This is a genomic window from Kitasatospora sp. NPDC059571 (assembly GCF_042735675.1).
Taxonomy (GTDB): domain Bacteria; phylum Actinomycetota; class Actinomycetes; order Streptomycetales; family Streptomycetaceae; genus Kitasatospora.
Window position 1 is genome coordinate 1 of record NZ_JBHWBW010000145.1, and the last position, 16608, is coordinate 16608.

Sequence of the window (16608 nt, forward strand, 5' to 3'; positions counted from 1 at the left end):
CGGCGCCCCGGGGCGCCCCCCGGGGGCCCGCGCCCCCCGCCCGGGGCCCGGGGGGGCGCCCCGGGCCCGCTCAGGGGGAGCCGCCCCGCGGGCGGTGCGCCGGGTGTCAGTTGCCGTCGCGGCTGCCCAGGTGGTGGACCTGGACCATGTTGGTGTTGCCGGGGATGCCGGGGGGCGAGCCGGCGGTGACGATCACCGTGTCGCCCTCGGCGAGGCGGCCGAGGCGCAGCAGCTCCCGGTCGACCTGGTGGACCATCTCGTCGGTGGTCTCGACCTGCTCGGTGACGTACGCGTCGACGCCCCAGCTGAGCGACAGCTGGTTGCGGGTGGCGGCGTCCGGGGTGAACGCGACGACCGGGATCGGCGAGCGGTACCGGGACAGCCGGCGGGCGGTGTCGCCGGACTTGGTGAACGCGACCAGCGCCTTGCCGTTGAGGAAGTCGCCCAGCTCGCACGCGGCGCGGGCGATCGAGCCGCCCTGGGTGCGCGGCTTGCGGCCCGGGTTGAGCGGCTGGAGGCCCTGCGAGAGCAGCTCCTCCTCGGCCTTCTCGGCGATCCGGCTCATGGTCTTGACCGTCTCGACCGGGTACTTGCCGACGCTGGACTCGGCGGAGAGCATGACCGCGTCGGTGCCGTCCAGGATGGCGTTGGCGACGTCGGAGACCTCGGCGCGGGTCGGGCGCGAGGCGTGGATCATCGACTCCATCATCTGGGTCGCGACGATCACCGGCTTGGCGTTGCGGCGGGCCAGGGTGATCAGCTGCTTCTGCACCAGCGGCACCCGCTCCAGCGGGTACTCCACGGCGAGGTCGCCGCGGGCCACCATGATCGCGTCGAAGGCGAGGACGATCTCCTCCATCGCCTCGACGGCCTGCGGCTTCTCGATCTTGGCGATGACCGGCACGCGGATGCCGACCTCGTCCATGACCTTGTGCACGTCGTGGATGTCCGCGGCGTTGCGGACGAAGGAGAGGGCGACCATGTCGACGCCCAGCTCCAGGGCGAACCGCAGGTCCTCCTTGTCCTTCTCGGACAGGGCCGGGACGTTCACGGCCGCGCCGGGGAGGTTGATGCCCTTGTTGTTCGAGAGCACGCCGCCCTCGACCACCACGGTCTTCACCCGCGGGCCGTCGACGCTGACGACCTCCAGGGCGATGACGCCATCGTTGATCAGGATCGGGTCGCCGGGCTTCACGTCGCCGGGCAGGCCCTTGTAGGTGGTGCCGCAGACGTGCTGGTCCCCGGGCACGTCCTCGGTGGTGATGGTGAAGGTGTCACCGTTGTCGACGGTGACCGGTCCGTTGGCGAAGGTGGCCAGCCGGATCTTCGGGCCCTGGAGGTCGGCCAGCACGCCGATCGTGCGGCCGGTGTCCTCGGACACCTGGCGGACCTTGCGGTACCGCTCCTCGTGCTCCGCGTGGGAGCCGTGGCTCATGTTCAGTCGGGCGACGTTCATGCCCGCTTCGACGATGGCCTTCAGCTGTTCGTAGGAGTCCGTCGCCGGACCCAGGGTGCAGACAATTTTCGCTCGGCGCATATCCGTCAGTCTATCCGTTCGTGTTATCGCTGCATTCCGCCCGAATCGCGAGGAATCGCCAACGAACCATCCCACGGACTGGGACGCTGACGGCCCGTCATCTCACGTGTCGTCCCGCACGAGGGCGAACGCCTGCTGGGCGATCTCCAGCTCCTCGTCGGTGGGCACCACCGCGACCGCGACCCGGGCGTACTCGGGCGAGATCACCCGCGGCTCCCGCGAGCGGACCGAGTTCAGCTCGGGGTCGACCGCGATGCCGAGCGCGTCCATATCTGCGCAGGCCGCCGCCCGGACGGCGGCCGCGTTCTCGCCCACCCCGGCCGTGAAGGCGATCGCGTCGACCCGGCCGAGCACCGCGTAGTACGCCCCGATGTACTTGCGCAGCCGGTGCACATAGGTGTCGAAGGCCAGCTGCGCGGACTCGTCGCCGGCCTCGGCCCGGCGCAGGATCTCCCGCATGTCGTTGTCCCCGCAGAGCCCCAGCAGGCCGCTGCGGCGGTTCAGCAGGTCGTCGATCTCGTCGATGCTCATCCCGCCGACCCGGTGCAGGTGGAAGACCAGCCCGGGGTCGGCGTCGCCCGACCGGGTGCCCATCACCAGGCCCTCCAGCGGGGTCAGCCCCATCGAGGTCTCCACGCAGACCCCGCCGGACACCGCCGAGGCGGAGGCCCCGTTGCCCAGGTGGAGCACGATCACGTTCAGCTCGGCCGGGTCGCGGCCGAGCAGCCGGGCGGTGGCCCGCGACACGTACCGGTGCGAGGTGCCGTGGAAGCCGTAGCGCCGCACCCGGTGCTCCTCGGCGACCGCCAGGTCGATCGCGTACCGGGCGGCGTGCTCGGGCAGCGTGGTGTGGAAGGCGGTGTCGAAGACCGCGACCTGCGGCAGGTCCGGCCGCAGCCGGCGGGCCACCTCGATGCCGGTGATGTTCGCCGGGTTGTGCAGCGGGGCGACCGGGATCAGCCGGCGCACCTCCGCGAGCACCTCGTCGGTGACCACGGTCGGCTCGGTGAACCGCCGCCCGCCGTGCACCACCCGGTGCCCGATCGCCGTCAGCCGCGGCGAGTCCAGCCCCACGCCGTCGGCGGCCAGCTCGGCGGCCGCCGCGGCGAGCGCCGCCGTGTGGTCCGGCACGTCCAGCAGCAGCTCCCGCTCCGAGCCGTCCGCCGAGGTGTGCACCACCCGGCCGCCGGCCTCGCCGATCCGCTCGACCAGACCGGACGCCGCCCGGGAGCCGTCCAGCATGTCGATCAGCTGGTACTTGACGGAGGACGAGCCCGCGTTCAGGACGAGGACGAGAGTCCCTTCGGTCACTTCCCGGCTCCTTCTGCGGCGCGCTGCGACTGGACGGCGGTGATCGCCACGGTGTTCACGATGTCCTCGACCAGGGCGCCGCGCGACAGGTCGTTGACCGGCTTGCGCAGCCCCTGGAGCACCGGTCCGACGGCCACCGCCCCGGCCGAGCGCTGCACCGCCTTGTAGGTGTTGTTGCCGGTGTTCAGGTCCGGGAAGATCAGCACGGTGGCCCGGCCGGCCACCGGCGAACCCGGCAGCTTGGCCGCCGCGACCAGGGAGTCCACCGCCGCGTCGTACTGGATCGGGCCCTCGACCAGGATGTCGGGGCGCTCCTGCCGGACGAGCTCGGTCGCCTGCCGGACCTTGTCCACGTCCGCGCCCGAGCCGGAGGTGCCGGTCGAGTAGGAGAGCATGGCCACCCGCGGCTCCACCCCGAACTGCGCCGCGGTCGCCGCGGACTGGATCGCGATGTCGGCCAGCTGCCGGGCGTCCGGGTCCGGGTTGACCGCGCAGTCGCCGTAGACCAGGACCCGGTCGGCCAGGCACATGAAGAACACCGAGGAGACGATCGCCGCACCGGGCGCCGTCCTGATCACCTCGAAGGCCGGCCGGATGGTCGCCGCCGTCGAGTGCACCGCACCGGAGACCATGCCGTCCGCGATGCCCTCCTGGACCATCAGCGTGCCGAAGTACGAGACGTCGGCGACCACGTCCAGGGCCCGCTCCAGCGTCATGCCCTTGTGGGCGCGCAGCTGCGCGTACAGCTCCGCGAAGCGCTCCCGCAGCGGGCTGGTCGCCGGGTCGACGATCCGCAGCCGGACCCGGTCGGCGCCCTCCTCCGCGGACAGCGGCAGCTCGATGCCGAGCGACGCGGCCCGGCGCTGCACCGCCTCCGGCTCGCCCAGCAGGGTCAGGTCGCAGATGTTGCGGCGCAGCAGCACCTCCGCCGCGCGCAGCACCCGCTCCTCCGAGCCCTCCGGCAGCACGATGTGCCGGCGGTCGGCGCGGGCCCGCTCCAGCAGCTCGTGCTCGAACATCATCGGGGTCACCCGCTCGGACCGCACCAGCTCGATCCGCTTGGTCAACTCGACCGTGTCCACGTGGAGTTCGAACAGGCCGAGGGCGATCTCGGCCTTCCGCCGGCTGTCCGGCCCGATCCGGCCCTCCAGGTGGGTCAGCGCCGCCGCGGTCAGCCAGCTGCCCTCGGGCACCACCGCGACCGGCGTCCCCGGGGCGAGCCGGGCGGCCAGCGCCATGACGTTCGGCCCCGGGTGCTGGCCGAGCGTGAGCAGCACCCCCGCGATCGGCGGCGCCCCGGCCGCGTGCGCCGCCAGCGCGCCGATCACCAGGTCCGCCCGGTCCCCCGGGGTGACCACCAGCGCGCCCTCGGTCAGCGCGGTCAGGAAGGTCGGCAGCATCGCACCGCCGAAGACGAACGAACGCACGTCCCGGGCCAGGCCCGCCGCGTCGCCGAGCAGCACCTCCGCCCCGGTCGCCTCGACCAGCTGCGCCACCGTCGGTGCGGACAGCGCCGGCTCCTCCGGGATCACGTACGCCGGCACCGGCAGCTTCTCGCCGAGCGAGCGCTGCACCGGCTCCTTGACCGCCGGGGACACCCGGTTGGCGATCAGCGCGAGCGTCGAGCAGCCGAGGTCGGCGTACGCGCGGTGGGCGCTGAGCACCTCGGCGACGACCGCCCGGTCGTCCTCGTTCTGCCCGCCGACCACCGGCAGCACCCAGGCGCCGAACTCGTTGGCCAGCCGGGCGTTGAAGGCCAGCTCGTCCGGGATGTTGGTGTCCGCGAAGTCGGTGCCCAGCACCAGCACCGCCTGGCAGCGGCGCTCCACCGCGCGGAAGCGGTCCACCAGCGCGGAGACCAGCTCGTCCTGCCCCTGCGCGGCCTGCAGCGCCGCGGCCTCCTCGTAGGTCAGGCCGTACGCGGCCGACGCGGGCAGGTCGAGCCGGTAGCGGGCCCGCAGCAGCTCGACCACGTGGTCGGAGCCCGGCTCACCGGGGGACTGCGCGTGGACCAGCGGGCGGAACACGCCGACGGAGTCCAGCTGGCGGGTGAGCAGTTCCATGACCCCGAGCTCGACGGCCTGCCGGCCGTCGCCCCGGTCGATCCCGGTCACGTACACGCTGCGCGCCACGTGGCTGTCTCCGTCCCGTCGTCCAGGCAGTGGTCATTCCGACCCTACCTGGGCACAGGTGTTCCCACGCGAGAGAACGGCTCCGCCCCGGGCCCCCGTTGTGACGGGGACCCGAGGCAAAGGCGTGAGCAGGCGGGGGCGGGTGGCCCCGCCCGGAGGCGAGCGGGCGACAGAACGATCAGGCCGGGCGGAGCCAGAGGGTGGCGAGCGGGGGGAGGATCAGCTCGGCGCTGCGGGGCTGGCCGTTCCACGGGGTGGCCTCGGCCTTGATCGGGTGCGAGTTGGCGACGCCGGCGCCGCCGTACTGCTCGGCGTCGGTGTTCAGCACCTCCTCCCACAGCTGGTCGGCGCCGGCCAGCCGGGGCAGGCCGACCCGGTGGCCGTGCCGCACCACCGGGGAGAAGTTGCAGAGCGCCACCAGCGGCGAGCCGTCCGCGGCGAACCGGACGAAGGAGAGCAGGTTGTCGTCGGCGGCCCCGCCGTCCAGCCAGCGGAAGCCCTCCGGCACGGTGTCCTGGTCCCACAGCGCGGGGGTGTCCCGGTAGGTGCGGTTCAGGTCGCCGACCAGGGCCTGCACGCCGCGGTGGTCGGCGGCGGCCGGCCAGTCGTCGCCGAGCACCCACCACTGCGGGCCGTGCTCGTGGTCCCACTCGGCGCCCTGCGCGAACTCCTGGCCCATGAACAGCAGCTGCTTGCCCGGGTGGGCCCACATGAAGCCCAGGTACGCCCGGTGGTTGGCGCGCTGCTGCCACCAGTCGCCCGGCATCTTGGAGACCAGCGCCTGCTTGCCGTGCACCACCTCGTCGTGCGAGATCGGCAGCACGTAGTTCTCCGAGTACGCGTACACCATCGAGAAGGTGATCTCGTTGTGGTGGTACTTGCGGTGCACCGGCTCCTTGGACATGTACACCAGCGAGTCGTGCATCCAGCCCATGTTCCACTTCAGGCCGAAGCCCAGCCCGCCGCTGTCGGTCGGCCGGGTCACCCCGTCCCAGGCGGTCGACTCCTCGGCGATGGTGACCACCCCGGGGCAGCGGCGGTAGACCGTTGCGTTCATCTCCTGAAGGAACGAGGCCGCGTCGAGGTTCTCCCGCCCGCCGAAGACGTTCGGCGACCAGGCGCCGCCCTCGCGCGAGTAGTCGAGGTAGAGCATGGAGGCGACCGCGTCCACCCGCAGGCCGTCGACGTGGAACTCCTCGCACCAGTAGACCGCGTTGGCCACCAGGAAGTTGCGCACCTCGGTGCGCCCGTAGTCGAACTCCAGCGTCCCCCAGTCGGGGTGCTCGGCCCGCAGCGGGTCGGCCGGCTCGTACAGCGGCTGCCCGTCGAACCCGGCCAGCGCGAAGTCGTCCTTGGGGAAGTGCGCCGGCACCCAGTCGACGATCACGCCGATGCCGGCCCGGTGCAGGGCGTCGACCAGGTACCGGAAGTCGTCGGGGCTGCCGAGCCGGGCGGTCGGCGCGTAGAAGCCGCTGACCTGGTAGCCCCACGATCCGCCGAACGGGTGCTCCATCACCGGCATGAACTCCACGTGGGTGAAGCCCAGTCCGGCCAGGTAGCCGGGCAGCACCTCGGCGATCTCGCGGTACGTGGCGAGGTCCGGGCGCCAGGAGGCGAGGTGCAGCTCGTAGACGGACATCGGGGCGCGGTGGTGCACGCTCTGCGCCCGCCGGGCCATCCAGTCGCCGTCGCCCCAGGTGTACCTGCTCTCGGTCACCACCGAGGCGGTCTCGGGCGGGCACTGGGCCGCCCGGGCCAGCGGGTCGGCCTTTTGCAGCACCCAGCCCTGCCGGGTGCGGATCTCGTACTTGTAGGTGGTGCCCTCGCCGAGGCCCGGGACGAACAGCTCCCAGATCCCCGACGAGCCGAGCGAGCGCATCGGGTGACCGGTGCCGTCCCAGTGGTTGAAGTCGCCGACCAGCCGGACGCCGACCGCGTTGGGCGCCCAGACCGCGAAGGACGCCCCGGCCACCCCGTCCAGCTCGCGCAGGTGGCTGCCGAGCACCCGCCACAGCTGTTCGTGCCGGCCCTCGGAGATCAGATGCAGGTCCAGCTCTCCCAGCGAGGGCGAGGCCCGGTAGCCGTCCTCCTGCAGCAGCGGCTCGCCGCCCGGGTAGGTCACCCGCAGCCGGTACGGCGGGAACTCCCGGCCCGCCAGCAGCCCGGTGAACAGACCGGACTGCTGGTGGGTGAGCTCCGCCGGCCCGAGGTCGGTCTCCACCACCACCCGCTCCGCGAACGGGCGCAGCACCCGGATCGCGGTGCCCTCCAGCACGGCGTGCGCGCCGAGCAGGGCGTGCGGGTCGTGGTGCTCGCCCGAGACCAGGCGGTCGACCTCGGCGGGCGGCAGCGGGGCCTCGGGCAGCCGCAGGGGGGCCGACGGTGACTGCCCGTCCTGCGTCGGCGCCGCCGGCCCGCGCCGCCGGGCCGCCCGGCCCTTGGCACCGGCGGCCGGCGAACCCGGCCGGAAGGTGGCGGGCAGAGCCTGGGTGGAGCGGTCGGACTTGGGGCCGAGCGGGGTCACGTCGGATCCTCCTGCGGTCGGGTGTGTCAGACGGTCAGGGCCAGGCGGTTGATGGCGGCCAGTGGGATCGGCAGCCAGCTCGGGCGGTGGCGGGCCTCGTACACGACCTCGTACACCGCCTTGTCGATCTCCAGGGCGCGCAGCAGCTCGGGTGCGCCGGCCGGGTCCATGCCCCCGCCGGCGGTGTAGCCGGCGCAGTAGGCGGCCCGGTTGCGGGCCGCCCAGGCGTTCGCCAGGTGGGCCAGCTCCGGGTCCGGACCGGGGGCGCCGGCCAGCAGGTGGGCGGCGGCGTAGTCGAAGGAGCGCAGCATCGCGGCGACGTCGCGCAGCGCCGGCTGCGGCAGCCGGCGCTCGGCCAGCGGCTTGGCCGGCTCGCCCTCGAAGTCCAGCAGCACCCACCCCTGCGGGGTGCGCATGGCCTGGCCGAGGTGCAGGTCGCCGTGGATCCGCTGGACCGGCAGGCCCTCCAGGTGGTCCGCGGTGAGCTGCTGGAAGGCCGTCCGCAGCGCGGAGCGGTAGCGCAACAGGCCCGGAACGGCGGCCACCGCGCTGTCCAGCCGGTCGGTCATGGCACCGGCGAGGCGTCCGGTCTCGGCCCTGTCGAGCCGGGCGGTGGGCATCGACCGTGCCAGCACCCGGTGCACCTCGGCGGTGGCCCGGCCGAGCCGGTGCGCCTCGATGGCGAAGTTGCCGGGGGAGGGGTCGCCCTTGAGCCGGGCGACCTGGTCGAGCGCCAGCTCCCAGCCGTCCTCGGCGTCCGGCAGGTAGCGCTGGAGCAGGCCGAGGGTGGCCGGTTCCGAGCGCTCCAGCCGGGACTCGAACCAGGCGGCGACCCGCGGGATGCGGGTGGAGCCGGCCCGGGAGAGCGCCAGCGACAGCTCCAGGTCCGGGTTGGTGCCGGGGGAGATCCGCCGGAACAGCTTGAGGATGAAGGACGTCCCGTAGATCACCGAGCTGTTGGACTGCTCGGCGGTGGAGGCCCGGCCGGGCAGGTTGCCGGGCAGGCCGGGGCCCGGGGTGCGCCGGAAGGAGAGCGCGCCGAACCGGTCGCCGGTGGCCAGGTGCTCCAGCAGGCGCCCCGTGAGCTCGGGGTCGTGGACCGCGTCGTAGAGCATCGCGCCGTCGTGCGCCCCGCCGCCGGCGAGCCGGCCGAGCACGGCGGCCGGGCCGATCCCGGACGGCTCCTGCGAGCGGATCCCGAGCAGCAGCTGGTAGATGTCTCCCTGCGCGGCCGCGCCGGTGCCGTGCTCGACCCGCAGCAGCAGGTGCAGCAGGGTGGGGTCGCCGACCTGGAGCGGGGTGCCGACCACCGGGGTCAGGCCGGTGATGGCCCGCCCCTTGCCGGCGTACCAGCGCTGGGTGGGGAGCCAGTCGGCGATCAACGGCAGGGCGGCGCCCACGAGCTCGCTGACCCCCGCGGTGGTTCTCCGGCCCGCGGTACCGCGCATCCCGACGGGCCCGGGGGCGCCGTCGGGTAGGTCGCGGTGCGCGTGGGCTTGAGAACGGGAGGTTTCGGACATGACTCCCTTTCCCCGGAAGGCGGGCCGGCTGCCCGACGGGTCGTGACCGGGCCTGTCAGTCTTCCGGATTTCGGCGGCGCGGCGGCGGAGGCACGCGAGACGGGCTCGAGTGTCACGCCTTCGTGTGGGTGGCCGTTGGGCTGTTCTCCGTACGCGGTGGTGCGAAGACCCTCCGGGGCGCGGGGCGTGTGTCCCACGCCCCGGAGGGCGGTCGGCCCGGGACCTGGTGGATCGTTACTTCGGGCCGGGACGGGGCGCCGCTACTTGATTCCGGGCTTCCTGAGCTGGAACCAGTAGAAGCCGTGCCCGGCGAGGGTGAGCAGGTAGGGCCACTCCCCGATGGAGGGGAAGCGGACGCCGCCGATCAGCTCGACGGGGTACCGCCCCCCGTACCTCCGCAGGTCCAGTTCGGTCGGCTGCGCGAACCGCGAGAAGTTGTTCACGCACATGACCAGGTCTCCCTCGTGCTCGCGCACGAAGGCCAGCACTGCGGGGTTGCTGGAGGGCAGTTCGGTGTAGCTGCCGAGGCCGAACGCCGGATTGAGCTTGCGGATCTCGATCATGCGACGCGTCCAGTGCAGCAGGGAGCTCGAACTGCTCTGCTGCGCTTCGACGTTGGTCACCTGAAAGCCGTACACCGGATCCATGATGGGCGGCAGACTGAGCCTGCCCGGGTCGGCGGAGGAGAAACCCGCGTTGCGGTCCGGCGTCCACTGCATCGGGGTGCGCACGCCGTCCCGGTCGCCGAGCCAGATGTTGTCGCCCATGCCGATCTCGTCGCCGTAGTAGAGCACCGGCGAGCCGGGCAGCGAGAGCAGCAGGGCGGTGAAGAGCTCGATCTGGTTGCGGTCGTTCTCCAGCAGCGGCGCGAGCCGGCGGCGGATGCCCACGTTGGCCCGCATCCGCGGGTCCTTCGCGTACTCCGCGTACATGTAGTCGCGCTCCTCGTCGGTGACCATCTCCAGGGTCAGCTCGTCGTGGTTGCGCAGGAAGATGCCCCACTGACAGCCGCCGGGGATCGCCGGGGTCTTGGCGAGGATCTCGGAGACCGGGTAGCGCGACTCCCGCCGCACCGCCATGAAGATCCGCGGCATCACCGGGAAGTGGAACGCCATGTGGCACTCGTCGCCGCCGGAGGCGAAGTCCCCGAAGTAGTCGACCACGTCCTCCGGCCACTGGTTGGCCTCCGCCAGCAGCACGGTGTCCGGGTAGTCCGCGTCGATCTCCTTGCGCAGCCGCTTGAGGAACTCGTGGGTCTCCGGCAGGTTCTCGCAGTTCGTGCCCTCCCGGGCGTACAGGTAGGGGACCGCGTCCAGCCGGAACCCGTCGATGCCCAGGTCCAGCCAGAACCGCAGGGCCGCGATCACCTCCTCCTGGACCCGGGGGTTGTCGTAGTTGAGGTCGGGCTGGTGGGAGAAGAACCGGTGCCAGAAGTACTGCTTGCGCACCGGGTCGTACGTCCAGTTGGAGGTCTCGGTGTCGACGAAGATGATCCGGGCGTCCGGGTACTGCTTGTCGTCGTCGGCCCACATGTAGAAGTCGCCGTACGGCCCCTCGGGATCGCTCCGCGAGGCCTGGAACCACGGGTGCTGGTCGCTGGTGTGGTTGACCACGAAGTCGATGATCACCCGCATCCCGCGCAGGTGGGCGGCGTCCACGAACTCCACGAAGTCGGCGAGGTCGCCGAACTCCGGGAGCACCGACTTGTAGTCGGCCACGTCGTACCCGCCGTCCCGCAGCGGCGAGGCGAAGAAGGGCGGCAGCCAGAGGCAGTCCACCCCCAGCCACTGCAGGTAGTCGAGCTTCGAGGTGAGCCCCTTGAGGTCACCCACGCCGTCGCCGTTGCTGTCCTGGAAGGAACGCACCAGGACCTCGTAGAAGACCGCGCGTTTGAACCACTCGGGGTCGCGGTCGCGCGCCGGCGTGTCGGCGAAGGTGTCGGGAACGGGCTCGTTGACTGTCACTGAGGGTGCCTCCGGACGGTGAGGAGGTGGGCCGGCTCGGCCGAGGGGTCGAGCCGGACGTAGTTGTGCCGGGCCCACTCGTAAGTGGCGCCGGTGAGCTCGTCGTGCACCGTCACCGGGCCCGTGCCGTCGAGCGTCACGGTGGCCTCCTGGACGTGGTGCGGGTCCAGGTTCACCACCGTGATCACGTGGTCCTCGATGCCGTCCTCACTGATCGCGCGCTTCGAGTACGCGATGACCTGGTCGTTGTCGGTCTCGTGGAAGCGCAGGTTCCGCAGCTGCTGGAGGGCGGGGTGGCGGCGGCGCAGCCGGTTGAGCGCGGTCAGCAGCGGCGCGAGGGTGTCCTGGCGGGTCCAGTCGCGCGGCCGCAGCTCGTACTTCTCGGAGTGCAGGTACTCCTCCGAGCCGGGGTGGGCGGGCTCGTTCTCGGCGTGCTCGTACCCGGCGTAGATGCCGTAACTGGGCGCCAGCGTGGCGGCCAGCACGGCGCGCACGGCGAAGGCGGCCCGGCCGCCGTGCTGCAGGTACTCGTGCAGGATGTCGGGGGTGTTGGCGAAGAAGTTCGGCCGCATGTACGCCGCCGCGTCGCCGCTGAGCTCGGTGAGGTACTCGGTGAGCTCCTGCTTCTCCGTCCGCCAGGTGAAGTAGGTGTACGACTGGTGGAAGCCGATCTTCCCGAGGGTGTGCATCATCGCCGGGCGGGTGAACGCCTCGGCCAGGAAGATCACGTCCGGGTCGGTGCGGGCGATGTCGGCCAGCACCTTCTCCCAGAAGGAGACCGGCTTGGTGTGCGGGTTGTCGACCCGGAAGATCCGCACCCCGTGGGACATCCAGAACCGCAGGATCCGGATGGTCTCCTTGACCAGGCCGTCGAAGTCCTGGTCGAAGTTGATCGGGTAGATGTCCTGGTACTTCTTCGGCGGGTTCTCGGCGTACGCGATGGTGCCGTCGGTGCGGTGGGTGAACCACTCGGGGTGCTTGTTGACCCAGGGGTGGTCCGGCGAGCACTGGAGCGCGAAGTCCAGCGCCACCTCCAGGTTGAGCGCGGTGGCCTCGGCGACGAAGTGGTCGAAGTCCTCGATGGTGCCGAGGTCCGGGTGGACCGCGTCGTGCCCGCCCTCCGGCGAGCCGATCGCCCACGGTGAGCCGACGTCGTGCGGACCGGCCGTCAGGCTGTTGTCCGGCCCCTTGCGGAAGGCCCGGCCGATCGGGTGCACCGGCGGCAGATAGACCACGTCGAAGCCCATCGCGGCGACCGCCGGCAGCCGCTCGGCGGCGGTGCGCAGCGTCCCGGAGACCGGCGGCTGCACCCCGGACGGGTCGATCACCGCGCCCTCGGAGCGCGGGAAGAACTCGTACCAGGCGCCGTACAGGGCCCGCTGACGGTCCACCTGGAGCGGCAGCGGGCGGGAGGCGCTGACCAGCTCGCGCAGCGGGTAGCGCTCCAGCAGGGTCAGCACCTCGGGGGCCAGTGCGGCCGCGTACCGGCTGAGCGGGGGCAGGCCCGCGTCGCGCAGCGCGTCCACCGCGGCGAGCACGTGCGCCCGGCCGTCCTTCTTCGGCACCCCGTTCGCGGCCCGCTCCAGCAGCTGGGCGCCCTCCTCCAGCACCAGCGCGGTGTCGATGCCGGCCGGGAGCTTCACGGCCGCCGTCCGCCGCCAGGTGGCCACCGGGTCGCTCCACGCCTCGACCAGGTAGGACCAGCGGCCGGGCGCGGTGGGCGTGACCTGCGCGCCCCAGCGGTCGGTGCCGGGCGCCAGCTCGCGCATCGGGGTCCACGGCCCGCTGCGGCCCCGCGGGTCGCGCAGCACGACGTTGGCGCCGACCGCGTCGTGGCCCTCGCGGAACACCGTGGCGGTCACGGGGAAGCTCTCGCCCACCACCGCCTTGGCCGGGCGCCGCCCGGAGTCGACGAGCGGGCTGACGTCCAGGACGGGGATGCGGCCGATCACGGTGTCGCTCTCTGTGCTCTTGCGGCTGGTGCTCTTGCGTGCGGTGGTCTTCTTGGCGGCGGTCTTCTTCGCGGCGGTCTTGGTGGCGGTGCTCCTGGCCGCGGCGGTCCCGGCCGCGGCGGTCTTGGCGGTGGTGCTCCTGGTGGCGGTGGTCTTGGTGGCGGTGGTCTTCCGGGGAGTGCTCTTCCGGGGGGTGGCCCGCTCGGCGCGCGGGGCCGGCAGCGGCGGCTCCGCGGTCGACGGTGCGCCGGGTTGGTCCGTCAGTGAGGTGGACTGGTCCCGCGTGTCGCCGTGCATGCCAAACTCCTGCCCGAGGTCGGCGGCAGCTCCCGCCGGCCGCTGCGGTGGCGGGGGGAGTACCGGGGAGGTGGTGGGTGAGCCAGGACGGACGACCGGAACGTGCCCGTGTCGGCGGGCCCGGCGACCCGACCGCCGGCCCGGCGCCGCGGCCGCCCCACCAGGATGCGCGCGTCCCGGCGCGCGACCTGCAGGACGCGCCCCGGAACGCCCCGACCCACCCGAAAAACGACCGAGTGAGGCACGAGGACACGCCGACGGGCAGGGGTAGCGGCCGAATGGGCTACGGGGGTGAGGGTTCGTCAACGGGGCATGTTCCGGACATGGAACAGCAGGGGGCGCCATCCGGCTCGCACTCCCTGCCGCACCAACGACCTTTCTGCATCCTCGCACCACGGGCAAGACCTACGGGCGGGTAATCGCGTGATTTCGGACGGTATGCAGAGGCATATCAGCCAGTGGAAACGCAGCCGTAGCGGGATATTCACGCGCCAGGAGCACGCCTTTCCCGCCATGTGCGCCGTATGCGCCCCCGGCTCGCGACACTGCGCCGATTGCGATCTCATCAATGGTCCGAACGGGTGCGCAATACGACAGTTGACGCGCATTCGCGGGGCCCCGAGGCCCTAGGCTTCACGGCGTGAAGGCAATCCGCAGATTCACCGTCCGCACCGTCCTGCCCGAACAACTCCAGCCGCTGCACGAGCTCGCGCTCAACCTCCGCTGGTCCTGGCACCCGGAGACGAGGGAGCTGTTCCGCTCCGTCGACCCGGAGGTCTGGGCGGCGGTCGGCGAGGATCCCGTCCGGCTGCTCGGCGAGGTTCCGGCCACCCGCCTCGCGGCGCTCGCCGCCGACCGCCGCTTCCTGCGCCGGCTCGGCGACCTCCACGACGACCTGCGCGACTACCTCGCCGGCCCGCGCTGGTACCAGTCCGCGCCCCCGGTCGGCGACGGCAGCAGCCCGCTGCCCGAGGCGATCGCCTACTTCTCGCCCGAGTACGGCATCGCCGCCGCGCTGCCCCAGTACTCCGGCGGCCTCGGCATCCTGGCGGGCGACCACCTCAAGGCCGCCAGCGACCTCGGCGTGCCGATCATCGGCGTCGGCCTCTTCTACCGGCACGGGTACTTCCGCCAGTCCCTCGACCGGGACGGCTGGCAGCAGGAGCGCTACCCGCTGCTCGACCCGGACGAACTCGCCGTCAGCCTGCTCCGGGAGGCCGACGGCACGCCCTGCCGGATCGACCTCGCGCTGCCGGCCGGCCGCACGCTGGGCGCCCACATCTGGAAGGCCCAGGTCGGCCGCGTCCCGCTGCTGCTGCTCGACTCCGACATCGAGGCCAACACCCCGGCCGACCGCGACGTCACCGACCGCCTCTACGGCGGCGGCAGCGAGCACCGGCTGCTCCAGGAGATGCTTCTGGGCATCGGCGGCGTCCGCGCGGTGCGCACCTACTGCCGGCTCACCGGGCACCGCGCACCGGAGGTCTTCCACACCAACGAGGGCCACGCCGGCTTCCTCGGCGTCGAGCGGATCCGCGAACTGGTCGCCCCGGTCGAACAGCATGGGCAGGGCCTGGACTTCGCCGCCGCGCTGGAGGCCGTCCGGGCGGGCACCGTCTTCACCACGCACACCCCGGTGCCGGCCGGCATCGACCGCTTCGACCGCGACCTGGTCGCCCGCCACTTCGGCGGTGACGCGGCGCTGGCGGGCGTCCCCGTCGAGCGGGTGCTCGCCCTCGGCGCCGAGACCTGGCAGGACGGCGACCCCAAGCTGTTCAACATGGCCGCCATGGGCCTGCGCCTGGCCCAGCGCGCCAACGGCGTCTCCACCCTGCACGGCGCGGTCAGCCGGTCGATGTTCAACGGCCTGTGGCCCGGTTTCGACGCCGCCGAGGTGCCGATCACCTCGATCACCAACGGCGTCCACGCCCCCACCTGGATCGACCCCGCGGTCGTCCGCCTCGGCGCCGCCCTGCTCGGCAGCGACGCCGCCGAGGCCGCCATCACCACCGGCGAGGAGAAGCGCTGGACGGGCCTGGAGCGGATCGGCGACGACCGGATCTGGGAGCTGCGCCGCGCCCTGCGGGCCCAGCTCGCGGAGGAGGCCCGCCGCCGGCTGCACGCCTCCTGGCGCCAGCGCGGCGCCGGCGAGGCCGAACTCGGCTGGGTCTCCTCGGTGCTCGACCCGGACGTGCTGACCATCGGCTTCGCCCGCCGCGTCCCCTCGTACAAGCGGCTCACCCTGATGCTGCGCGACCCGGCCCGGCTGCGGGCCCTGCTGCTCCACCCCGAGCGGCCGGTGCAGATCGTGGTGGCCGGCAAGGCCCACCCGGCCGACGACGGCGGCAAGCGGCTGATCCAGCAGCTGGTCGCGTTCGCCGACGATCCGGCCGTCCGCCACCGGATCGTCTTCCTGCCCGACTACGACATGGCCATGGCCAAGCACCTCTACCCGGGCTGCGACGTCTGGCTGAACAACCCGCTCCGCCCGCTGGAGGCCTGCGGCACCTCCGGGATGAAGGCCGCGCTCAACGGCTGCCTCAACCTGTCCATCCTGGACGGCTGGTGGGACGAGTGGTACGACGGCCGCAACGGCTGGGCGATCCCCACCGCGGACGGCTCGGGCCCCGAGCGGCTGGACCCGGACAGCCCGGAGGCCGAGCGGCGCGACGACCTGGAGGCGGCGGCGCTGTACGACCTGATCGAGCACCAGGTCGCCGCCCGCTTCTACGACCGGGGCGCGGACGGGCTGCCGCACCACTGGATCGCGATGGTCCGGCACACCCTGGTCACCCTCGGCCCGAAGGTGCTGGCCGGCCGGATGGTCCGTGAGTACGTCGAGCGGCTGTACGCTCCGGCGGCCACCGCCCAGCGCGAGCTCGCCGCGGCGGAGTCCGGCGGCACCGGCCACGCGGGGGCGCGCGAACTCGCCGCGTGGAAGGCCAGGGTCGGCGCGGCCTGGCCGGGCGTCAGGGTGGAGCACGTCGAGGCCGACGCACCCGGCGACGCGCAGGAGCTGGGCAGCGCGCTGGAGCTGCGGGTGCAGGTCTCGCTCGGCGCGCTGGAGCCGGCCGACGTCGAGGTCCAGGTGGTGGCCGGGCGGGTCGACGAGGCCGACCGCATCTCGGACGCGGCCGTGCTCGCCCTCAAGCCCGCCGGCGGGGCCGACCTGACCGGGCGGCACCGCTACGAGGGCTCGCTGGAGCTCTCCCGCACGGGCCCGTTCGGGTACACCGTCCGGGTGCTGCCGGCGCACCGGCTGCTGGCCTCGCCGGCCGAGCTGGGGCTGGTGGCGCTGCCCGCCGAGTCCTCGGGCATGGACGCGGGCCTGCTGCGCTGAGCGGCGGACGGGAGGGGGCGCCGGATCACCC

8 protein-coding genes are annotated in these 16608 nt (G+C 72.9%); 1 reads left to right on the forward strand and 7 read right to left on the reverse strand.

All coding sequences use genetic code 11. The annotated features are described in order from the left end of the window. Positions 1 to 106: 106 nt before the first annotated feature. The 7 genes from pyk to ACFV0G_RS18220 form a co-directional block, all read right to left on the reverse strand. Positions 107 to 1537, reverse strand: a complete 1431-nt coding sequence (gene pyk / locus ACFV0G_RS18190; protein ID WP_380548194.1) for a pyruvate kinase — start codon at positions 1535 to 1537, stop codon at positions 107 to 109. Positions 1538 to 1639: 102 nt separating this feature from the next. Next, a complete protein-coding gene (locus ACFV0G_RS18195) occupies positions 1640 to 2848 on the reverse strand; it encodes an acetate kinase (RefSeq protein ID WP_380548197.1) in 1209 nt (402 codons plus the stop codon). Next, positions 2845 to 4980 (reverse strand): phosphate acetyltransferase, encoded by a 2136-nt coding sequence (gene pta, locus ACFV0G_RS18200; protein WP_380548200.1) that lies wholly within the window; start codon positions 4978 to 4980, stop codon positions 2845 to 2847. Before pta ends, ACFV0G_RS18195 begins: the two co-directional genes overlap by 4 nt. Positions 4981 to 5158: 178 nt before the next feature. Further along, positions 5159 to 7582 (reverse strand): 1,4-alpha-glucan branching enzyme, encoded by a 2424-nt coding sequence (glgB, locus tag ACFV0G_RS18205; RefSeq protein ID WP_380548212.1) that lies wholly within the window; start codon positions 7580 to 7582, stop codon positions 5159 to 5161. After that, positions 7531 to 9024, reverse strand: a complete 1494-nt coding sequence (locus ACFV0G_RS18210) for a maltokinase (RefSeq protein ID WP_380548203.1) — start codon at positions 9022 to 9024, stop codon at positions 7531 to 7533. Before ACFV0G_RS18210 ends, glgB begins: the two co-directional genes overlap by 52 nt. Positions 9025 to 9284: 260 nt before the next feature. Beyond that, on the reverse strand, positions 9285 to 10988 hold the full coding sequence (gene treS / locus ACFV0G_RS18215; RefSeq protein WP_380548206.1) for a maltose alpha-D-glucosyltransferase: 1704 nt from the start codon (positions 10986 to 10988) through the stop codon (positions 9285 to 9287). Next, positions 10985 to 12940, reverse strand: coding sequence for an alpha-1,4-glucan--maltose-1-phosphate maltosyltransferase (locus tag ACFV0G_RS18220; protein ID WP_380548216.1), 1956 nt, complete (start codon positions 12938 to 12940; stop codon positions 10985 to 10987). The genes treS and ACFV0G_RS18220 overlap by 4 nt, the downstream gene beginning before the upstream one ends. Before the next feature lie 937 nt (positions 12941 to 13877). Between ACFV0G_RS18220 and glgP the strand changes: the two genes are divergently transcribed. After that, positions 13878 to 16577, forward strand: coding sequence for an alpha-glucan family phosphorylase (glgP, locus tag ACFV0G_RS18225; RefSeq protein WP_380548209.1), 2700 nt, complete (start codon positions 13878 to 13880; stop codon positions 16575 to 16577). The last annotated feature ends 31 nt before the right edge of the window (positions 16578 to 16608 follow it).

Coding starts and splice junctions, on each gene's coding strand:
- pyk (WP_380548194.1), bottom strand. CDS start 1,537: ATGCGCCGAGCGAAAATTGTCTGCACCCTGGGTCCGGCGACGGACTCC.
- ACFV0G_RS18210 (WP_380548203.1), bottom strand. CDS start 9,024: ATGTCCGAAACCTCCCGTTCTCAAGCCCACGCGCACCGCGACCTACCC.